Below are 21,346 nucleotides of genomic sequence, written 5' to 3' on the forward strand. Positions count from 1 at the left end.
TTACTCTCTTCTCTGTGCCTCTGCGTCTTTGTGGTAAAAATCTTTACCATCAAAATTATTGCTCATTGATTCAACCATGCTGTAGTGTGGACGGTTTCCTATGCAAAGTTTATTTTAGAAGAAAGTAGGGGAATAATAAGTGTACAAGATGTAGAAAACTACATCCAGCAACTAAACTTAGATATTTCCAATTTACAAAACACTTTTAGCAAACCAAATATGGCAAATAACCAAAATCAACCAAGAGAATTCGATGCTGTTCATGGAGGAGAAACACCCCCACCTGCAGGTGGCGCCGTTTTAGGTGGACTTGAGGGAGTGAAACAGCGTTTAGCTAGTTCTGTTTTTGAAACGCGCGTTGCTGCATTGAGTGAAGCGCTAAATTATGGTGAGATAGGTTTAGATTTAGTGATTAAAGCTTTGCGAGATGATTCATTAACTGTGAGACGGTCTGTCTGTAAATTCTTACTCGATAAAAATAAAACTCAGTTTCATGAAGCTTTATATACTTACTGCTTTTGGCTGGAACGTATCAATGAAACAATAGACGAAGCTTACATCTATTATCCATTCCAGCAATTTTATAATTATGAAGTAGAAAGTTATGACCCGAAGATAGGCATTAAAAATCCTGATGGAAAAGCTTATGTAATTGACGATGAATCTTTCACAGACCTTTTTCATGAAGATTTAAATAGCAAAATAGAAGCCTTAATTATTAGAGGTTATGATGATGAGCCGAGAATTTCGTCACAAAGTGTTTTTAAAAGCTTAAAAGCTATTTTTTTTGGACCATATGATGTTGATTATCATATATCTTGGACTTGTGTCACAAACGTTAGCCTGATTTTAAAAGCTTACCCTAAGCTAGAATTTTTACAAGTTCGGGGTGGTGATGGTTACTACATATATCAAGTAAAACGTAGTCGCTCCTATGAAGCTAATCGTTACTGGGATGATTTTATCTCTTTACGTCATAAATCGTTAAAGGTATTAATTGTAGAAACAGGAGGATTACGTCGTGAAAAGATTAAGCAAATTTTATCTTTAGAATTACCTGCATTAGAACATTTAGAACTATGGTTAGGCTCTGAAGAGTATGGTGGTGATTCTTCAATAAATGATTTAATGCAAATTTTCTCAGGTCAACTTTTTCAAAACTTAAAATACTTAGGACTTCGTAATAGCGAGTACTCTGATAATATCGCAAATGCTATTATTAACTCTCCAATTATAAATCAGCTTCAAGTTTTAGACCTTTCAATGGGAACTTTAGGAGATGAAGGCGCCGAAGCCTTACTAAACTGTCCTGCTGTAGACAAGTTGACTTTGCTTAACCTCTCCAATAACTGTTTAACAGAAGAAATGGTTGAACGCTTGAAGCAGTTGAATGTTGAAGTTATAGCTGAGGTTCAAAAACATCCAGAAGAACGTTATTGCGCTGTCGCTGAGTAATTAAAATTTAGCACGCTAGTTCATCTCTCATAATATTACAGCTTCTTTCAAAACTTTCTCTTTAATTAAATCATGTAGAGTTTTTGGTTCAGCTACATCAACCTTACGTCCTAGTAACTTTGTGAAATCTTGTATTAAAGCGATATAGTCAAAGAAACTTCGTTTGGGTTCCATTTCTACTAAAAAATCTACATCACTATTTGCAGAAGCTTCACCTCTAGATACAGAACCGAATACTCGCACATTATACGCACCATGTTTGGCTGCGACTTGCAGTATTTCTTCTCGTAACGGTAACAATAATTCTTCAATTCCCATAGCTTCACTCCATGTAAATTTTACATAATCACTACTTCTATAGTACATTATGTCATGCTTTATTTTTCTAGATTCATAAAAAAATATAAACAATGAAATTTTTGTTAAACGCTATTTTGAAGTATTTATCAACAACTCACGTTTAATTTTGATATCTACGTAGAAGATGTACAAAATTACGGTAAATAATTTGACATTTCTGTTCACGTTGGTGAAGGTTTAACAAAAATTTTAATTGATTTACAATGGTTAAAGACTTGTCGATATCTACGTAACCTTTCAAAGCGATGTCGCAATATTCGCTTGGATTGTATCTTAGTCAGTATTAAAACGGATGTAGTGATTGAAATAATTAGTTTATAAAGGATTTATTTACTTTTTTAATAAAATATGATACATAATCAAAACCATCCTAGAGAATTTGACACTGTTCGTGGAGGAGAAGCACCCCCACCTGTACAAGGCGCCGTATTAGGTGGAGTTGAAGGAGTTAAACAGCGTTTGGCTAGTTCTGTTTTTGAAACGCGCGTTGCTGCATTGAGTGAAGCGCTAAATTATAGTGAGATAGGTTTAGATTTAGTGATTAAAGCTTTAGAAGATAAATCTAGAAAAGTGCAGAAGACTGCAACAACTTTATTAAAGAGAAGAGAAGAAAATCAGGCTAAAATAGCTCTGCATAATTTTAAGTTCTGGACTGAATTTGAAAGATTAAACGGACTTCCAAACGGATATGCAAAGAAATTTGCAAATAGAACAGTTATCGAATTTGATACTCAAACTACTACTAGCCTTACTGACACGGTTAATGCTGCATATGCATTAAGAACAGCCTACAGATGGAATTCTACATATACCATGCAAGAACCTCAGATGAAGACACAAGAAAAGCTTAACAAACTTCTACAAGATTCTCGTGCCAGTAAGGTTGAAGCTTTAGTGTTTGGTTTGTGGACTGATGATAGCACTTCTGCCTCTATTGTTAATGCTTTAGTTGCAGCTAGCGAAAAGCTTACAAATCTTAAAGCTGTTTTTATAGGAGACATTGAGGATTCTGAAGCTATGATTTCCTCAATTGTACAAAGTAATCTTTCTCCTATTTTAGAAGCTTACCCTAATCTTGAGGTTTTGCAAGTTCGTGGTAGTAATCCACGATGGTTAGGGTATACTGGGCTACAATTTAGCCCTGCGCTAAGACACGAAAATCTAAAAGCTCTCATTGTTGAGTCTGGAGGACTTAGCTGTTTATCGATAAACCAGATTTGTGAACTTGAACTACCTGCATTAGAATATCTTGAGTTGTGGCTAGGAAGTGATAACTATGGTGGCGATTCATCTATCAATGATTTAATGCCAATCATTTCTGGTGTATTTCCTAAACTTAAATATCTTGGACTGCGTAATAGCGAATATTCTGATGATATAGCTTTTGCAATTGTCAATTCTCCTATCATTGAGAATTTAGTAGAGCTAGATTTTTCTATGGGGACTTTAGGAGATGATGGCGCCGAAGCTTTATTGAACTGTCCAGCGATCAACTACTTAGATACACTTAACGTATCGGATAATGGCTTAACTGATTGGATGATAGAAAGGTTAAACAAATTAGATATTGAAGTTATTATCGGTGAACAAAATTCTGACGGACGTTACTGTTCTGTAGCTGAGTAATAAAAATTGAGTATGGCAAACAATCATAATAAACCTAGAGAACTTGATATTGTACTGGGAGGAGAAAAACCACTACCATTACAAGGCGCCGTATTAGGTGGAGTTGAAGGAGTTAAACAGCGTTTGGTTAGTTCTGTTGTTGAAGCGCGCGTTTCGGCATTAAGTGAGACATTAAATTATAGAGATGCTGGTTTAGATTCGGTAATTAATGCTTTGCAAGATGTGAATGTAAAGGGAACGATACATAAAGCCTTTTAACCCCTTCCCGCTTCCCCTTTTCCCTAAAACCTATGTCGTATTGGGGATTGAACTTTGAGGTTATTTTTATAATATATTTGAACTGTATAATAAATATTAATCAAATCTTGCGTTTCTCTCCATGAACTTATAGTTATTAAAAACCTGTCTCTGGGAAATATAAGACTAGAGAATTGGAATAATACAAATGACTGAATATAGAGATGATGATTACGACCAATATATAGAAGACAGGGAAGTTGATTGGTTCACACGAATATCTGAATCAATCCAAGGAATGGGTATAGGATTACTTGTAGTTGTTTTCTCGTTTGTCATACTGATTTGGAATGAAGGGCAAACAATAGTTAACCAAGTTGCCCAAGAAGCAGTACCTATTACATCAACAGTTAATAGTACAAAATATATAGGAAAATTAGTTTCTACTTCTGGACTCATTACAAGTAATAATGTATTGGGTGATAACTTATTTGTGGCGCCTGGGAATTATATTGCGCTTGCAAGAAGTGTAGAAATGTATGCTTGGGTAGAAACACGAGACAAAGAAGCTAAGACAAAATTGGGTGGTTCTCAACAGCAAAAAATAACTGCTACTTATAAAAAGCAGTGGATTCCAGTAGAAGATTTAAATGGTGAGTGGCGCTCATTACTCGGAAACGATACTTCAGTTATAAGTAGTACAAAATCTAGTTCTTTTCTTCAGCCACAAAATCATCAAAATCCATCTGCTTCTGTAAACAATGCAACTTATAAAGTTAGCACGGCAAAAATAGGTATTTACGATTTAGATATGCAAAGCTTTCAACTTCCATCTAGTGTAAGTGTTAAGGAAGCTTTTAATGAAGCAAACACTTTTGCTGTTGAATTACCAACACCTACTCCTTTTCAAGCTTCTCAGGCAAATACAGTTAAGGGAACAAGATTTACCAATGTAGGTAATTATATATACAAAAGTTCTTCTAGTAATCTAAACATTGGTGATTTACGTTTTAGATACGCAACATTAAATGCCAATACAAATGTAACAGTTATTGGTAAATTGGAAAGTGGAAACCATATTGTTCCCTATATTCATAAAAACAATCGCCGTCTTTATCGTATTTTTCCAGGTACAGAAGCAAAAGCTAGAGTTAAACAAGAAGACCGTGCAACTTGGGGTTTTAGATTCCTCGGTTTTATAGCTATGTGGGCTGGTTTAAGATTTTTGAGTGAACCAATCAATGTGTTCTTAGATTTTATTCCTTTCTTTGGCGACCTAGGTAGATTAGTTACTGGCACATCAACTTTGATTATTGCTTTTCTTTGGACAATTGCAACAATTATTATTTACCAGTTGACACAAGATTTAATATTACTTGGACTTACGCTCGTAGGAATTTTTGCAATTTTTATTACTTTAAAGCAATCAAAGTTTAGTTAATGGCTTACCTAGTGTTGTAAAGGTGTACATTGTCGTTATTATTTTAAAGCAGAGTAATTATAATCAAGTATGACAAACAATCAAAATAATCCTAGAGAGTTTGACATTATACTGGGAGGAGAAAAACCACCATTACAAGGCGCCGTATTAGGTGGACTTGAGGGAGTAAAGCAGCGTTTAGCTAGTTCTGCTGTTGAAGCGCGCGTTGCTGCATTGAGGGAAGCACTAAATTATGGTGACACAGGTTTAGATTTAATAATTCAGGCATTAGAAGATAAATATGGAAAAGTACGACAAACGGCGGCTAAATTATTAGAAAACAGAACAGAAAAGCGAGTTAAATTAGCGCTGGTAAATTACAAGTTTTGGAGCAACTTTGAAAGACTAAATGGTAATCCATATGGATACGCAAAAACATTTGCTAACCGTAAAGTTATAGAATTTGATACTGAAATCGGCATTAGTGTTACAGATGATACCGCGTATGCTTTAAGAGTTAAACGTAAATGGGTTGAGGGTTATAGGTATGAATATTATACAAGTATTCCAGAAAAACTTCAAATTTTGATACAACATCCTCTCGCTAGTCAGTTAGAAGCATTGGTTATCGGATTTTGGTATTCAGATGCTCCACCTTATTATAATGGTTTACCTAATACTGTAAATGCATTAATTGATGCCCATGAATTTCTTACTAATATTAAAGCTTTATTTATTGGAGATATTGAAGACCCAGAATGTATGATATCTTCAATTGTCCAGAGTAATTTAAGCCTGATTTTAGTGGCTTACCCGAACTTAGAAGTTTTAAAGGTTCGTGGTGATGGTGGCAAAATAATTATTTATTCGGTTGGAGAAGGATTAATTTTTGAGCATCAAAGACATGATAAACTAAAAGCACTTATTATTGAATCTGGTGGACTTAGACGTGAGGTAGTTAAGCAAATTTGTAAACTTGAACTTCCTGCTTTAGAATATTTGGAATTATGGTTAGGTAGACATGAATATGGTGGAACTTCGTCTATCGATAATTTAATGCCTATCCTTTCTGGCATATTTCCAAAACTTAAATATTTAGGATTACGCAACAGTGAATATACCGATGATATTGCTTTTGCAATAGTTAAGTCACCAATAATTGAGAAAATTGTAGAGTTAGACCTCTCGATGGGAAATTTGGGAGATGAAGCTGCCGAAGCTTTACTTAACTGTCCATCAGTGCATCAGCTAGATACTCTTAATCTTTCAGATAATTGTTTAACTCGTAATATAACTTCTCAACTTATGGAATTAGATATGGAAATTATAATAGGAAATCAAAAAGGTGTACATAATCGTTACTGTACTGTAGGTGAGTGATAATAATTGAATATGACAAACAATCAAAATGAACCCAGCGAATTTAATATTGTACTAGGAGGAGAAAAACCACTACCATTGCAAAGCGCCGTATTAGGTGGACTTGAGGGTGTACAACTGCGTTTAGCTAGTTCTCTTGTTGAAACGCGCGTTGCAGCATTAAGTGAGGCACTAAATTATGGAGACGCTGGTTTAGATTTGGTAATTAATGCTTTACAAGATGTGAACATGCAGGTTAGACGTTCAGCTTACTTATTATTGCGAGATAAAGCAGAGGCAAGAGTAAAACAGGCATTAAGAGAGTATAAAACTTGGAACTTATCTGAGCGTTTATGCTGGGAGCATTTATATCGGAACACCAGAGGAAGCTTAAGCCAATTTGCTAATCGAAAAGTAGAGGAGTTTGACCCAGAAAAAGGTTTAACAGAAACTGTAGGAGTTGCTTATGCTTTGAGATGTATACCACATGGAGAAAGCGGAGAAGAACTAAAACAGTGGTTTGAAACGTTAATTCAACACCCAAAAGCTAAAGAAGTTGAAGCTTTAGTGTTTGGTTTATGGACAAATTGGCTAACTGAAGATGAATCTAGTCGTGTTGTTGTTGACCTTTTAGTAGCTGCTAAAGAAAAATTAGAAAATCTCAAAGCAGTTTTGATTGGTGATATAGAAGAAAGGGAATGGATGATTTCTTATATTGAACAGTGCGATTTAAGTCCTATTTTGGTAGCTTACCCAAAACTAGAAGTTTTACAAGTTCGAGGTGGAAGAGGTTTAGAGTTTACTAAAATACAACATAATAATTTAAAGGCACTAATTATTGAAGCTGGGGTATTATATCGTAGAACAATAGCTCAGGTATGTGCTTTAAATTTGCCTTTGCTTGAGCATTTAGAGCTTTGGTTAGGAAGTGGGCTTTATGGCGCAGACTCTCGAATTGATGATTTGGCGCCTATTCTCGAAGGCAATTTATTTCCAAATTTAACTTATCTGGGTCTTCGTAATAGTGAGATATCAGATGAAATTGCTAAAACTGTAGTTAATGCCCCTATTATTAATTATCTTCAAGTCCTAGACCTATCAATGGGAACACTTGGAGACGAAGGAGGAGAAGCATTACTAAACTGTCCAGCAGTGAAGCAACTTGATATTCTTAATGTATATGAGAACTACCTATCAGATGAAATAATTACAAAATTAACTCAACTAGGCATTCAAGTTATTGCAGACGGACAAAAATATTTTAAAGACCAATACCGCTACTGCTCTATTTCTGAGTAGCACAACCCGATAACACTTTACTACCCGATGTTAAAATTTTTAACACAACAAGGTGGACAACAAATGAAAGCGATTGAAGTAACTGGTAAAATTGATGCTCAAGGAAATTTAGTTTTAGATGAGCTGATTCGAGAAACTACTTACCTTACAACAAGCTTCATCTGGGCAACGTTTACTATTGTCTCAAATGTGGGAAGGCATTACTTCCCGATGAAGGAGTCTTTAGTGATGGGATTTTATAAAAAATTCCACAACAGCTAGTTTTAAGGTAGAACTGCTGCAAATACTTCTTCAGCCGTTAGCTGCAATGAGTGGAATGTAGAGGAAACAATGCGGTCATTACCACGAAATTGAACAGGCTTTTGGTATTGATTACCACTCGTTGATAATAAGTAAATGGATATTGTCGGTTGCTTAGGATTACCAATATAATCACGACCACCTAAGCCTAAGTAATCCACAACCCAGTATTCTGGTATACCTAATGCGCTGTAGTCTTCTACTTTTCGCGCGTAATCATTTTGCCAGTTTGTGCTAACTACTTCTATAACAAGCTTGACGGAAGTCCCCAACGTGATAATAGGCTCACTTTGCCATAAAGGTTCATTAACCAGGTTGGTTTTATCTAGTACAACTACGTCAGGACGAAAACCTGTTGAAACTACTAGAGGTTTAATTAAACAACGGGCAGGTGTAAACCAACGGACACCCATTTGGTCTATCAAGACATTAACTTTCCGCAGCAGAAAAGCAACCACTTCTTCGTGAAGTCCAGTTGGTTCCATATCAATGAGTTCCCCGTCAATTAATTCGTAACGCTCATCATCCCCATACCGAGTTATAAAATCATCAAATGTCAGGAGTTTGGGAACTGCTTGTGTCATAGCTGTGGCGCCTCCGTGCCTATAAATTTTGGACTACCTTTGAAAAATATTATGATATTCCTAGCAGTCATGCAACTACATTCGCTAACCGAAAAGTTATTGAGTTTGACCCTACTATCGGCATTAGGGATACAGTTGATACTGCGTATGCTTTAAGAGTCATCCCAGGAGAGGACTATTATATAAATTCAGTTATAAGTAGTGTAGATAAACTGCAATTATTATTGCAAAACCCTTTTGCTAATCAGGTTGAAGCTTTGGTCTTCGGTTTTTGGGATACAACTTATTTTGAATACCATAATTTCTGTCCTGTTATAGATACACTACTTCAAGCTTATGAAAAACTTACTAATCTTAAAGCTTTATTTTTTGGATACATAAATAATGCTGAATGGATAAATATTCACTTAGCTTATACCAATCTTAGTTATATTTTATTAGCTTATCCACAATTAGAAATATTAAAAATTCGCACATCTTATTTTTACAAAAAGAATAATCAAGCATTTGGACTAGAATTTAGTCCTATTATGCATACAAAATTAAAAGCTCTTACTATTGAAGGCTGTAATATTTCAAGTGATATCGTTGAAGAAATTTTTAAACTAGAATTACCGAACTTAGAATATTTAGAGGTTTGGTTTGATACAGACCGTTGTGAGATTTATGAATACATGCATAAACTTCATATAGTGTTTCCCAAACTTAAGTATTTAGGGCTAAGGAAATATTACCACATCGACCCAGGTAACATTGCTTTTACAATCAAAGATTCTCTGAAAATTGAAAATTTAATTGAGCTAGACCTTTCAATGGGACAAATACAAGATGATGGTGCTAAAGCTTTACTTAATTGTTCAGAAGTTCATCAACTAGATACTCTTAATCTTTCTTATAATTGTTTAACTGATGAAATGGTTAAAGAAATGAATAAATTGAATATTGAAGTTATTGCTGAGAAACAAGACCCATATAGGTATTGGTCTGCATGTGAATAATAAAGTTGGACATGTAGGGGCGGGCAGGGATGCCCGCTCCACAAGAGGTATGTTTATAATACTGATATATTATAGTTTGATAATAATGGGAGTTTATATGCATTTGAATATTCTTTATCGGGGTTCTTTGGTTAGTTGTAATTATGGTTGTGAATATTGTCCTTTTGCTAAACGTCAGCAAACTGCTGCTGAGTTAGCTGTTGATAAACAAGATTTGGAACGGTTTGTTAATTGGGTTTCTCAACATCCGCAGCATAAGTTTTCGATTCTTTTTACTCCTTGGGGTGAAGCGTTAATTCATCGCTGTTATCAGCAAGCTTTGGTAAGGTTGACTCAGATGTCTCATGTGCGTAAGGCTGCTATTCAAACTAATCTTTCTTGTAATTTAGATTGGGTGGAGGATTGTAATAAGGATAAGCTTGCGCTTTGGGCTACTTTTCACCCAGAATGGGTAGAAAGAGAAAGTTATGTTGCTAAGTGTCTGGAACTGGATAAACGAGGCGCCCGTTTTAGTGCTGGTGTGGTAGGTTTCCCGCAGTTTAAACATGAAATTGCTGCTTTGCGTCAAGAGTTGCCAGAACATGTGTATTTATGGATTAATGCAGTAAAGGCAGAGTTGCCAAGTTTATCGTCTGAAGACAGGGAGTTTTTTAAGTCTATCGACCCTTTGTATGAATTGAACACGCAACATTATCCAAGTTTTGGACGTTCTTGCCGCGCGGGTAAGTCAGCCCTAACTGTTGATGGTCATGGTACTATGCGACGCTGCCATTTTATTAAGGCGCCGATTGGTAATATATATGATGCTAATTGGGAAGATTATTTAGTTGATAGAACCTGTACAAATCACACTTGCCATTGTCATATTGGCTACGTTCATTTAGAGTATTTAGAACTAGATAAAGTCTTTGGTTCTGGAATCTTAGAAAGGATTCCACAAAAATTCCCTGCTTTACAACGATAGATATGAGCCATAGCATCTAATAAAATGCTTTACTAAATGCTATGGTAATTAGAATCAATCTCGAAAATATTCAAACTCTCACCGACTTTAAACGAAACGCCAAGCGCGGTGTGGAAATTTAATACTTTTGAACTACCAAGAAAACTTTTGATTTCAACCGCAATTTTTTCTCCCGCACGTTGTGCAGCTATCATTTCTGCCGCTAAATCAATTTCAAAGTCAACATCTCCAACGCTTACCTCGTAAGGGTCGGCAGTAATTGTCCATCCTTCTTTCTCTAAAGCTGCTCTAACTGCACCATGAAATTTATCTCTAGTACAGCGTGGCTAAAATAACTTACCAGGAGCGAAAAGCGCGGAAAGCCTGTAAAATAAGGTTTTTTTCTTTTGACTTTTGACTTTTGCCTTTTGCCTTGTTGCACTAGCCATTCAGCTTTTCCTAATACTTGACGAAAACTCAACTGTTATCTCAATTTTATCTTTCAAGTTAATTAACGTCATATGTTGCAAAATATGGCGGTTCCTATTCAAATAAAGTACGCAATAACGGGCATCCCTGCCCGTTCCACTCATTGTTTTACTAACTTAATTTGTACCTTACTTGGTTGAAAAATGCTATCAACACTTCTGAGAAATAAACGATTCATAGTCAGTCTTTAAAATCTGCAACTTCTCTACAATAAGCACGCTTCGGAGACATGGGTTTTAACTCCTACATCTAAAAACTATTATTCTTCTGAGTAAATTTTATACCATGACTGTCTTTCTTTATCCTCTAATCGCTTAAGAATTTCAAAATGAGTTTCTCTTTCTATTGCGTTCTCTGTTATAATATCGTCATCTATAAAATTTCTCAATCTTCTCATTTCAGCTAGATTTTTTCGTAATCGGTCTTCTGATGTGCGTTTTATGGGCTTTGAAGATGGCGCCGAAGAATTTCCTCTAGCTTCAGAACCGTCATTTTTTCCCTCTTCTTTTAGCTTTTCTAATGACCATAATATAGACATTAAAGTAGACCGCAATATAAGAGCAGTTCTTGAAAAATCTGGAATCTGAATATTTTCCTCTTTGTTTCTTTCTTCTAATTCGATTTGCAATGTTGCGTTAACTGCTGTTTCAATTCCCCTACATATATCAGGAGATAGATATTTTCCTTTTTCTGCAATTATAGCAAAAATTTCATACCCTAAAGTGTACCGATGAAATTTGTCAATTAAATAACTCTCATTTTCTGCGGCAAGAATAAAGTTTGTTGCTTCATAAATCTTCGCATAAAATGCTGCTAGTTTCCTTAAATAATCTATTTGTTCGACAAATTCTACAAACTCATTTTCATATTGTGTTTTAATAAGTTTTACTTTTCGAGAACACAAATTGCTGACTTGTTCTAATTTTCGAGATTTTTCTACGATTTCGCTATCTATAGTATTTTTCAGTAAAATTTTAATTTCAGCATCAGCTGTAGTAACTGATACATTAAATTTTTGGGAATGAAGAGTATGCTGTAGTTTTTCCTTAAGAGCAAGTAGGTCATGGTTAATTTTGTTACCTAATATATTTGAGCTAGTCAGGATACTATTTACAGTCATAGTTATTCCTTCAAATATACTGTATATATATATTGTCGCAAAGTATTTAGGTATTTACTGGCTGAACTGTAAATTTTTGTAGAGACGTGACATGTCACGTCTCTACATGGGGTATATGTAACGTCTGTATAAGACAAGGATAATTAAAATTTCCTAATTGACCTCTTGTTTAATAGGAATACCAATTATAAAGAAAGTACCATCTTGCAAGTTAGAAGTAAATTCTAAAGTACCTTTGTGCTTTTCGGTAATAATTTGATAGCTAACTGACATTCCTAAACCTGTTCCTTTACCGACTGGTTTTGTTGTAAAAAAGGGGTCGAAAATACGGTGTTTAATCTCATCTGGTATACTACTGCCGTTGTTTTTAATTTTGATAAGTACAATTTGTTTTGATTCAATAAATTCTGTATAAATATGAATTTTACTTGATTCTTTTTGATGCGTGCTTCTGCCATTATAATTTTGTTCTATAGCATCAATAGCATTAACTAATATATTCATAAAGGCCTGATTTAATTGTCCAGCATAACATCCTACGTATTTTGACTAAAATTAGAGCAAACTGCCTGTGAACCAGCTTGTAAATTGGCGTTTATCTGCCGTAATTCTTTTAATTCCTGCTCTAGCTGCACCACTCGTTGCCGAAGTATTACAACTTCATCATGAATAGGTGTATTACTTTCGGTGTCAGTTTTAGCATTAGAGTCAGAAACGGAATTCAATTGACGATGCTCAGTCATAGATTTTTGGGCTGTCTTGGTTTTACGTGCGGTAGAAGTACTAAATTTATAATTCCCAAAACTCAACGCCAAAAACTAATTTGAGCAAAAAACCCGGTTTGTATCAAGCTTGCGCGCGTTTCAACTAAAACACCTTTTTCTCTGTACTACTTAATATTTCTCCACGTCTCAGCGTCAGTAAAACGTTGTAAATAGTTACAAAATATACACTTATAGAAAGTAAACGAAACTGCCATTCTTTACAATCAGCAGCTTCTCCGGTCTCCCTAGGAGATGACAATAAGCCTAGCACTCCTGAATCTAAAAAAACTATCATTCTTCTGAGTAAAGTTACTTGATTCAATAGTATTTTTTATTAAAACTTCAATTTTACCAAGTATTGTATTAATTGATTCATCCAGATTTTGGGAATGAACAATATACTCAAGTTGTTCGTTTTGAGCTTTTCAGAAGTTCAGTTGGTGTCATCATTGCTCCTTAAAACATTACTATACATATATATTATCCTACAGGCAAATGGGATTCGTCGGTTATTTGCCAAGGTGGTCTTTGCACAGGCGAGACGCCTATGCTACAAGGTTTGTTTATTATGAAGCTTTCGCGCGTTTGAGCCAAAACTCGACCTACAGACGCGATATATCGCGTCTGTACATCTCTGTGGTGAAATACCTATTTAATCATGGAGGGAGAGAATATTCATATTGCCATTAGTTTATAGTTACCATAGTATTTGCCATCGTGATTGTTGCTAAACTGTCTATATCTCCATCATTTTTTGAACTTTACTTGCATAAATAGTAGTTAAAGATGACCATATAGTAACTGGATAATAAGAGGCAATATTTATATATGACTACTCAAATTACAGATAAATATTCTTTTTCTCAAACCGAGCAATATCAAATGACTGGTCTAGTCAGCTATGCTGAGTTACAGTCTCTACCTGACATGTGGAAAATAGCTGCTACACAGTTTAAAGATGTCACTGCGTTAATAGACCCTCATGTCAAACCCCAAGTTACTCTCACTTACGAACAGCTATACTATAAAATTCAACAGTTTGCCACTGCAATTCAAGTACTAGGCTTTACTCAAGAGACAGAAGATTCAGTATTACCACGTATTGCATTATTTGCCGATAATAGCGCACGCTGGATGATTGCCGACCAAGGTATTATGATGGCAGGCGCCGCGAATGCAGTCAGGTCTTCAGCAGCAGAGAAAGAAGAGTTACTATATATATTGGAACATAGCGGTAGCACAGGTTTAGTCGTCGAAAATATCAAAACTCTCAAAAAGCTTGAACCAGAAGTTTATAGTGCAAATATACAGTGGATAGTTTTACTGTCTGACGAAGAAGCACCAATAAATCAAAACATCAAAATAATTAACTTTAACCAACTCATGGAGTTGGCATCGAGTAACACTCTTAAAGAAGTAAAGCTAAATCGTCAAGACCTAGCAACTTTAATTTACACTTCCGGGACAACTGGCAAACCCAAAGGTGTAATGTTAACGCACGGAAATCTAATTCATCAACTAAATACTCTCACAGCAGTTATTCAACCTGTCGTTGGTGATAAAACATTGAGTATATTGCCGACTTGGCATAGCTTTGGACGTGTTGGAGAATATTTCACACTTTCTCAGGGTTGTACTCAAGTTTATACAAACCGTCGTTATTTAAAGCAAGACTTCCAAGAGTATAAACCGCAGTACGTTGTTGGTGTACCGCGTTTATGGGAATCTATATACGAAGGAATTCAAAAATCCTTCCGCGAAAAGTCTCCACGTATGCAAAAGCTCATCAATAATTTCCTTGCTGTCAGTGGTAGATTTATTAAAGCAGTCAGAACTTGGAAAGGTTTAGACTTACAAAACTTAAATCCAACGCGCGCACAGATTATCAACGCTTGGAAAACTACCATCTTACTGGCGCCACTACACTTCCTAGGTGAGATGATAGTTTACAAGAAAATTCAGCAAGCAACAGGTGGTAACGTTAAACAGCTAATTTGCGGTGGTGGTTCGTTAGCACAACACTTAGAAGACTTCTTTGAAATCATTGGCATTAATATACTAGTTGGTTACGGACTGACCGAAACATCTCCTGTACTCTCCGCGCGTCGTTACTACAAAAACCTGCGTGGGTCTTCCGGTATACCCATTGCTGGTACAGAATTCAAAATTGTAGACCTAGAAACCCGTCAAACTTTACCACCACAGAAAAAAGGTTTGGTAATGGCAAAAGGTCCGCAAGTCATGAAAGGATATTATCTAAACCCCGAAGCAACACGCAAAGCTATTGATAGCGAAGGATGGTTTGACACTGGTGATATTGGTTGGTTAACTCCAGATAATCAAATCGTTTTAACTGGTCGAGCTAAAGATACAATAGTACTAACTAATGGGGAAAATATCGAACCTCAACCAATTGAAGACGCTTGTTTACGAAGTGACTATATCGACCAAATAATGCTTGTAGGTCAAGATGAAAAATATCTAGGCGCCTTAATTGTACCCAACATGGAAGCTTTAGAAGCAAAGTTGGGTAGTCCAATTGATTTAAACAGTAAAGTAGTACGAGACTTATTTAGAGAAGAAATTAACCGTGAAACGCGCGACCGTCCCGGTTATCGTCGTGATGATGAAATTCTCGTATTTGATTTAATTCCAGAGCCTTTTACAATTGAAAATGGTTTATTAACCCAAACTCTAAAAATTCGTAGAAATGTTGTAACAGAACGTTATCAAGACGTTATTAGAAAAATGTTTGGCAACGGATAAAACTGATGTAACGGATAGTCTAATGATTGTAGCATAGACCTCCACGATTGTAGCATAGGCATCCCGCCTGTGCAGTACATTTTTTAACCACGGAGACCACGAGAGTTCACAGAGAAAAGAAAAATAAACCACATAATCCGGAGGATTTCCCGCAGGGTAGACACAAAGGGCACAAAGAAAGAGTTATTAAGAGATAAACAGAGGCGCCGTTTGATGAATAAACCATCCGTTACATCCGTTGTATCCGTTGCCCTAAACCAGTCGCTTCGCTTTGAAGCGTGCATTGGTGTGAATGTAGCAATAAGTGACGAGAAGGATATTTCGACGGCAAGCGCTGGGTACTCAGATTTAGACGCGCGCGAAAAAATGGCGCCCGTCGCTTCTATATATATAGTATTACTAAGACTTTTGTCGCCGCTTGCTTGTTGCTATTAATGCAAGAAGGGTTGATAGACTTGGATGAACCTGTTACCAAATGGCTTCCTAAACTACCATTTCCAGAAACAGTAACTTTACGGCGCCTGCTTAATCATAGAAGTGGGGTGCCTAATTATACAAGCTTAGATAATTATTTACCTGCGGTAAGAGCAAATCCTTCAGTACCTTGGACACATCAGCAAGTTATGGAGTTAACGTGTCAAGGAAAACTTGATTTTGAACCAGGGGAAAAATTTCGTTACTCGAATACTGGATATATGTTGCTGTATGAAGTTATTGAAGCAGTGACGGGTGAAACTTTTGCCGAAGCGTTAAAAAGCAATATTTTCGATGTATTAAATTTGAATAATACATATGTAGCACATGAAGTTGATATTAAAGGAGAATTGGCACCGGGTTATAGTAGAGAATTAAATGAAGAAAACCGCATCGAAAACGTAATTCCTCGTTATCATCCAGACTGGTGTGCAACTGGGTTAATTGTTTCAACACCAGAAGACGTTGTGAAATTCTTTGAAAATCTCTTTACTGGAAAACTACTTAATTCTCAATTTCTACAAGAAATGCTAACCCCAGTACCAACACCGACTCGTCACCCTTGGTACAAAAACCCTTGTTATGGTTTAGGAGTAATGATTGACCCTGAATCTAAATATGGTATCTTGTACGGTCACGGTGGTGGTGGGCCTGGTTACAGTACTTGGGCAATGCATCTACCAAATTTTAAAGGTCGTAATTTAACATTAGCTATTTTTTGTAACGCTTCAATGTTTGACCATCCTTATGGAATGGTTGATGACATATTGCGATTAATTTTGTAGCACGCGACTTCTTACAAGTGCGTTGTTTGCGGTTTATTCAAAGGAATATTAGTAGCTAGAGCTAGGCAAAAAGAAGACCTTCCTGAATATATGTACTCTTCGGAAATAGATGTCATTAATAATGAAGTTTGGGTTATTTGTGCAGTAGGCTTGTGCTATGAAGCCAACCCTATTGTAATGTTGGGTGAGGAACTCCGCTACTTACTTGAAGAATTTAAAAAGCTTCGCTCCACCTAACTGGAGTTTGTGAGAGTTTATATTTGAAAGCTGGTATAGTTATTATACCGTTAAAAAAGAACAAGAATAGTGGCTGAAAAAATTAGTAGCAATTTACAAAATCAGAATTTTAGCATAACAAACAACCGTATCGCACAGCCAAGTTCTGAGTTCTATAAAGTTTTTTCCCAACAGGAAATTTTACATCTAATTGAAGCACTGAAAACTCGACGCGAAATACCTTTAAAATATTCTTACAAAGGTGCAGGCGCCAATATTTGGGATAATTTCTACAGAAAGCTGATTATTCCTAACTGGTATCGCTCAAATGTAGAGATAAATCTACTCAGGGATAACTTTAAATATCTCAACAGCAAAACACAAAATTGTCAAAAAGTCAATGTAATAGATGTAGGCGCCGGAAATTCATATCCTGTTAAAGAGTATATTCGTAAGCTTGATAAATTAGGCAGGGTAGATAGATATACAGCGTTAGATATTAGTGAAGAATTACTCGCAGTCTCGAAAAGAAACTTTACCAAATGGTTTCCATTTATCAAATACACAAACAGCTATATTGATATTGAGAATAGTTCTATCCCTGAATACTTGTTACATCAAGATAATATAAACATATTTTTACACTTGGGTGTCACTATTGGCAATCTTCAACATCGAGTTAAAGCACTTAAAAACTTTAGACAAAGCATGGGCAAAAATGACTTACTAGTCTTAACTAACGAAATTGGTAATAACTCTCAATGGGATGGAATACCAAGAGGTGGTTGTTACTATCATGCCGAACAAATATATCAACGCATCAATAAAAATATAGGTATCCAACACCAAGATTGTCAGTTAATTAGAAAATACGATAAAAAAACAGATAGTGTTATAGCTAATTTAAAATTTACTTCTGATTACACGATTGATTTTAGTAGCGCAGGAATAAATAAAAAGGTAGAAATTTACAACAATGAAGAAATAACAATTTGGCGCCATCACAAACACCAACTTCCTGAACTCATTCAAGAACTAGAACAAGCAGGACTACAACTTGTTCACTACAGTACAAACAAATACCAATCACACATCATGGCAATTTGCAAAATTAAAATGTAATTAAATCATAAAATAGTAGGTTGGGTGGAGCGTGGTATGGTTTTTCGGCAGGCAGGGATGCCTGCTCCACAAGAACTTTTGCAACATTAATCGCCGAAGGGCGCTGTTACCTTATTTATTGGGGTGTTGACTGTATCCTGCATAATGTACTATTTTTACAAATCGTAATAAATATTAATATTGTAATAACATTATTTACGATTCACTAAAGTTGCGCTTGCTTGGTCTACGGGCATTAAAATAACTTCGTTTATGTTAACGTGGGCTGGTCGGGTTGCACAAAAGTAAATGACATCGGCGACATCATCAGGTGTTAGGGGTGTAACTCCTTGATAGACTTTTGCCGCGCGTTCAGTATCACCGTGAAAGCGCACTTCGCTAAATTCTGTTTCTACCATACCTGGGTCAACCGAAGTTACACGAATAGGAGTACCAAGTAAATCTTGTTTTAATCCTTCAGAAATAGATTTAACGGCGGCTTTTGTACCGCAGTATACATTACCACTGGGATATGTTTGGTGTCCGGCAATCGAACCAATATTAATTACATGACCCCGTGCGCGCTGTACCATTCCTGGTACTATATAGCGTGTCATGTAAAGTAAGCCTTTGATATTAGTATCAATCATTTCTTCCCAGTCTTGAAAGGCGCCTTCGTGGAGTTTGTCTAAACCGCGACTTAAACCAGCGTTGTTAATTAATATATCTATATTTGACCATTCAGTAGGAAGCGAAGAAATAGCAGACTCCACAGCCTCGCGGTTACGTACATCAAGTTCTATTAAATGCACATGCGACGAGTTTATACTTAGTGACTCGACTAATTGCTGTAATTTCTCTTTTCGACGTGCTGCGAGAATTAATTTGGCGCCATTTTCAGCAAAGATTCTTGTGCAAGCGGCACCGATACCACTACTTGCACCAGTTATGAAAACTATTTGATTCATAATTGTGTAGGATAGGCATCTTGCCTGTCCGTTTATATGTGTGTAGGACAGGCGGGACACCTATCCTACGGGATAATTATTAACTATTTCACAATTTGCAGCCGTTGTGTCACCATTGTTGTACCTTCACCGCGCATTATTACTGCTGATACCCAGCGACTACCGGGTGTTGCAGGCGCCTGACCAATTTTAAATAACCCACCAGAAGTAAGTAATTCGAGATTTACAGGAGTGGCTTTAAGAAGCGTGTCACCTTTGACTGGCTCTTCTAAGGCGGCGCCGAGGAGATAATCTTCACCAAGCGGTTCAGAAACAATAGCATCAAAGCTAAACTGCTGACCAACTTTGACTTGTTGAGGCAACCTAAAATCAATTTGTGGCGGTTTTGCTCCTGATGTGAGCTGTGTACGTTCGGATATTATATTCTGCTGTATTATTTGCTGCCCATTAATACGCTGTTCCGAACGAATTGTGGCATTAAGTGCCATATTCTGACTGTTAGCACTTGGTAATCCAGAAATTTGTGTAACTGTTTCGGCAATAACTGTGTTACCTTGTCTTCTCCACGATTGTAACTGCGTTGTGTAGCGTAATCTTGGATAACGCTGCCACAGCGATACTAAAGCGCGTTCCATGCTTTGGCGGTTTAAACCATCGCTGTGAGTGAAGTTGGGGCTGTAATATTGCATTACTGCTTTGGTATTACCTTGGCTTGCGGCACTATCAATTTGTGTTAACAAATTTTTAAGTTCGGTAGGAGCATTTTGTGCCGTACTAGCTTGGACAGACTGCCAACCAGTGAATAAACTCATTACAAGCAGAAAAAAAGTTAACTTGTGGTTGACTTTGGTACGATACGAGCGTAAAGGTAATAACTTAATAAAGTTAGGCATTGCTGATACGTAAGATATTTACTACAGAAAACTGCGAATTTGTTTTATCTTAATTAAGCTAGGGCTGATACGGGTACAAGTTTAGATGGTAGACACATCAACACGATTATTGATTGCTGCTAGTGGTACTGGGGGACACTTATTCCCCGCAATTGCACTAGCCGAGAAATTGCCGGAGTATCAAATTGAATGGCTGGGTGTTCCCAATCGTCTGGAAACTCAGCTAGTTCCCAAACAGTATAAGCTGAATACTATATCTGTCGAAGGATTTCAAAAAGGTTTTGGAATTTCTTCGCTCTTGACGCTTGGGAAACTTATCGGTTCCATTTTGAAGGTTCGCAAAATCCTCTCTTCAGGTAACTTCCAAGGAGTTTTTACCACAGGTGGTTATATTGCTGGACCATCGGTTATTGCCGCGCGTTCGCTTGGTTTACCCGTTATTCTCCATGAAGCAAATGCTTTACCTGGTAAAGTTACCCGCTTTTTTGGTCCCTGGTGCGATGCTGTTGCTGTCGGTTTTGAGGTGGCAGCAAAATATTTACCCAAGGCTAAAACCATTTATACGAGTACTCCTGTACGCTCTGAATTTCTAGATAAAGCAATTGCCGCGACTTTAGATTTACCAATTCCTTCTGAGGCACCTTTAATAGTGGTCTTCGGTGGTAGTCAAGGCGCCGTAGCTGTAAATAAACTAGTTCGACAATGCGCTCCAGCTTGGTTTGAAGCAGGCGCCTACATTGTTCACCTTACAGGAGAAAGTGATCCCGACGCTAACAGCTTACAGCATCCACAGTATATATGTTTGCCATTTTATAGTCATATGGCAGCATTATTACGGAGAGCTAACTTAGCAATAAGCCGCTCAGGCGCCGGAAGTTTGACCGAATTAGCAGTCTGTGGCACCCCGTCAATATTAATACCTTACCCCTTTGCAGCAGAAGACCACCAAACATATAATGCCAACGTGTTTACATCCGTAAATGCAGCATTATTATTCAAACAATCAGATTTAACAGCAGAAACTTTGCAAAAAGAAGTATTACGCTTGTTACAATCCCCAGATGAACTACGACAAATGGGAGAAAACTCCAAAGTTGTAGTCTTACCAGATAGCGCAGAGAAATTAGCACAGCTAGTACGCGAAGTAGTAGAAAAATAACTTAATTAATATATTGTAGAATGTAATATC

At 36.6% G+C, this 21,346-nt stretch carries 23 protein-coding genes and 1 pseudogene; 15 read left to right on the plus strand and 9 right to left on the minus strand.

Features of this window, described 5'->3' with window-relative positions; translation table 11 throughout:
• Nucleotides 1-219: 219 nt before the first annotated feature.
• Nucleotides 220-1,455 carry an STM4015 family protein gene (locus AC2JBO_RS07805; RefSeq protein WP_496953064.1) on the plus strand — a complete coding sequence of 412 codons (1,236 nt, stop codon included), beginning with the start codon at nucleotides 220-222 and terminating at the stop codon, nucleotides 1,453-1,455.
• A 27-nt stretch (nucleotides 1,456-1,482) separates the two neighbouring features.
• Here the strand turns inward: AC2JBO_RS07805 and AC2JBO_RS07810 are convergent, their stop codons facing one another.
• Nucleotides 1,483-1,773: a nucleotidyltransferase family protein gene (locus tag AC2JBO_RS07810; RefSeq protein WP_496953103.1), complete on the minus strand. Its 291-nt coding sequence runs from the start codon at nucleotides 1,771-1,773 to the stop codon at nucleotides 1,483-1,485.
• A gap of 390 nt (nucleotides 1,774-2,163) precedes the next feature.
• Here AC2JBO_RS07810 and AC2JBO_RS07815 point away from each other — a divergent pair, with 390 nt between their 5' ends.
• The 6 genes from AC2JBO_RS07815 (at nucleotide 2,164) to AC2JBO_RS07840 (ending at nucleotide 8,017) form a co-directional block, all read left to right on the plus strand.
• Nucleotides 2,164-3,441: an STM4015 family protein gene (locus AC2JBO_RS07815; protein WP_496953065.1), complete on the plus strand. Its 1,278-nt coding sequence runs from the start codon at nucleotides 2,164-2,166 to the stop codon at nucleotides 3,439-3,441.
• Between the two features lie 12 nt (nucleotides 3,442-3,453).
• Nucleotides 3,454-3,699 (plus strand): hypothetical protein, encoded by a 246-nt coding sequence (locus AC2JBO_RS07820; protein WP_496953066.1) that lies wholly within the window; start codon nucleotides 3,454-3,456, stop codon nucleotides 3,697-3,699.
• 187 nt (nucleotides 3,700-3,886) lie between these two features.
• Entirely contained in the window at nucleotides 3,887-5,119 is a 1,233-nt protein-coding gene (locus AC2JBO_RS07825) for a TMEM43 family protein (protein ID WP_496953067.1), read from the plus strand.
• 69 nt (nucleotides 5,120-5,188) lie between these two features.
• Nucleotides 5,189-6,478 (plus strand): STM4015 family protein, encoded by a 1,290-nt coding sequence (locus AC2JBO_RS07830; RefSeq protein ID WP_496953068.1) that lies wholly within the window; start codon nucleotides 5,189-5,191, stop codon nucleotides 6,476-6,478.
• Between the two features lie 12 nt (nucleotides 6,479-6,490).
• Entirely contained in the window at nucleotides 6,491-7,756 is a 1,266-nt protein-coding gene (locus AC2JBO_RS07835; RefSeq protein ID WP_496953069.1) for an STM4015 family protein, read from the plus strand.
• Between the two features lie 63 nt (nucleotides 7,757-7,819).
• Nucleotides 7,820-8,017, plus strand: a complete 198-nt coding sequence (locus AC2JBO_RS07840; RefSeq protein ID WP_496953070.1) for a hypothetical protein — start codon at nucleotides 7,820-7,822, stop codon at nucleotides 8,015-8,017.
• Nucleotides 8,018-8,019: 2 nt separating this feature from the next.
• Here AC2JBO_RS07840 and AC2JBO_RS07845 read toward each other — a convergent pair whose 3' ends face one another.
• Nucleotides 8,020-8,640: a Uma2 family endonuclease gene (locus AC2JBO_RS07845; protein ID WP_496953071.1), complete on the minus strand. Its 621-nt coding sequence runs from the start codon at nucleotides 8,638-8,640 to the stop codon at nucleotides 8,020-8,022.
• A 224-nt stretch (nucleotides 8,641-8,864) separates the two neighbouring features.
• Between AC2JBO_RS07845 and AC2JBO_RS07850 the strand changes: the two genes are divergently transcribed.
• Nucleotides 8,865-9,638: a hypothetical protein gene (locus AC2JBO_RS07850; protein WP_496953072.1), complete on the plus strand. Its 774-nt coding sequence runs from the start codon at nucleotides 8,865-8,867 to the stop codon at nucleotides 9,636-9,638.
• 97 nt (nucleotides 9,639-9,735) lie between these two features.
• On the plus strand, nucleotides 9,736-10,602 hold the full coding sequence (locus tag AC2JBO_RS07855) for an STM4011 family radical SAM protein (protein ID WP_496953073.1): 867 nt from the start codon (nucleotides 9,736-9,738) through the stop codon (nucleotides 10,600-10,602).
• Between the two features lie 32 nt (nucleotides 10,603-10,634).
• On the opposite strand, the gene AC2JBO_RS07860 is transcribed toward AC2JBO_RS07855, so the two are convergent.
• The 5 genes and pseudogenes from AC2JBO_RS07860 to AC2JBO_RS07880 form a co-directional block, all read right to left on the minus strand.
• Nucleotides 10,635-10,862 (minus strand): element excision factor XisH family protein, encoded by a 228-nt coding sequence (locus tag AC2JBO_RS07860; RefSeq protein ID WP_496953104.1) that lies wholly within the window; start codon nucleotides 10,860-10,862, stop codon nucleotides 10,635-10,637.
• Between the two features lie 467 nt (nucleotides 10,863-11,329).
• On the minus strand, nucleotides 11,330-12,190 hold the full coding sequence (locus tag AC2JBO_RS07865) for a hypothetical protein (RefSeq protein ID WP_496953074.1): 861 nt from the start codon (nucleotides 12,188-12,190) through the stop codon (nucleotides 11,330-11,332).
• A 153-nt stretch (nucleotides 12,191-12,343) separates the two neighbouring features.
• Nucleotides 12,344-12,700, minus strand: a pseudogene (locus tag AC2JBO_RS07870) (sensor histidine kinase); the annotation flags it as partial.
• Nucleotides 12,701-12,726: 26 nt separating this feature from the next.
• On the minus strand, nucleotides 12,727-12,933 hold the full coding sequence (locus AC2JBO_RS07875; RefSeq protein ID WP_496953075.1) for a hypothetical protein: 207 nt from the start codon (nucleotides 12,931-12,933) through the stop codon (nucleotides 12,727-12,729).
• Between the two features lie 124 nt (nucleotides 12,934-13,057).
• Entirely contained in the window at nucleotides 13,058-13,249 is a 192-nt protein-coding gene (locus tag AC2JBO_RS07880) for a hypothetical protein (protein WP_496953076.1), read from the minus strand.
• Between the two features lie 533 nt (nucleotides 13,250-13,782).
• On the opposite strand from AC2JBO_RS07880, the gene AC2JBO_RS07885 reads away from it, so the two are divergent.
• The 5 genes from AC2JBO_RS07885 (at nucleotide 13,783) to AC2JBO_RS07905 (ending at nucleotide 18,317) form a co-directional block, all read left to right on the plus strand.
• The gene (locus AC2JBO_RS07885) at nucleotides 13,783-15,720 is read left to right on the plus strand and encodes an AMP-binding protein (RefSeq protein WP_496953077.1); all 1,938 of its coding nucleotides are present in this window, start codon (nucleotides 13,783-13,785) and stop codon (nucleotides 15,718-15,720) included.
• A 213-nt stretch (nucleotides 15,721-15,933) separates the two neighbouring features.
• Nucleotides 15,934-16,155, plus strand: a complete 222-nt coding sequence (locus AC2JBO_RS07890) for a hypothetical protein (RefSeq protein ID WP_496953078.1) — start codon at nucleotides 15,934-15,936, stop codon at nucleotides 16,153-16,155.
• The gene (locus AC2JBO_RS07895; RefSeq protein ID WP_496953079.1) at nucleotides 16,155-16,979 is read left to right on the plus strand and encodes a serine hydrolase domain-containing protein; all 825 of its coding nucleotides are present in this window, start codon (nucleotides 16,155-16,157) and stop codon (nucleotides 16,977-16,979) included. The genes AC2JBO_RS07890 and AC2JBO_RS07895 overlap by 1 nt, the downstream gene beginning before the upstream one ends.
• A 90-nt stretch (nucleotides 16,980-17,069) precedes the next feature.
• Nucleotides 17,070-17,216, plus strand: coding sequence for a hypothetical protein (locus tag AC2JBO_RS07900; protein WP_496953080.1), 147 nt, complete (start codon nucleotides 17,070-17,072; stop codon nucleotides 17,214-17,216).
• Between the two features lie 69 nt (nucleotides 17,217-17,285).
• The gene (locus tag AC2JBO_RS07905; protein WP_496953081.1) at nucleotides 17,286-18,317 is read left to right on the plus strand and encodes an L-histidine N(alpha)-methyltransferase; all 1,032 of its coding nucleotides are present in this window, start codon (nucleotides 17,286-17,288) and stop codon (nucleotides 18,315-18,317) included.
• Nucleotides 18,318-18,508: 191 nt separating this feature from the next.
• On the opposite strand, the gene AC2JBO_RS07910 is transcribed toward AC2JBO_RS07905, so the two are convergent.
• Entirely contained in the window at nucleotides 18,509-19,264 is a 756-nt protein-coding gene (locus AC2JBO_RS07910) for an SDR family oxidoreductase (protein WP_496953082.1), read from the minus strand.
• An 83-nt stretch (nucleotides 19,265-19,347) separates the two neighbouring features.
• Entirely contained in the window at nucleotides 19,348-20,157 is an 810-nt protein-coding gene (locus AC2JBO_RS07915) for a DUF8623 domain-containing protein (RefSeq protein ID WP_496953083.1), read from the minus strand.
• A gap of 85 nt (nucleotides 20,158-20,242) precedes the next feature.
• Between AC2JBO_RS07915 and murG the strand changes: the two genes are divergently transcribed.
• Nucleotides 20,243-21,316: an undecaprenyldiphospho-muramoylpentapeptide beta-N-acetylglucosaminyltransferase gene (gene murG, locus AC2JBO_RS07920; RefSeq protein WP_496953084.1), complete on the plus strand. Its 1,074-nt coding sequence runs from the start codon at nucleotides 20,243-20,245 to the stop codon at nucleotides 21,314-21,316.
• The last annotated feature ends 30 nt before the right edge of the window (nucleotides 21,317-21,346 follow it).

The organism is Calothrix sp. CBUCES-K 9914 (assembly GCF_059640475.1).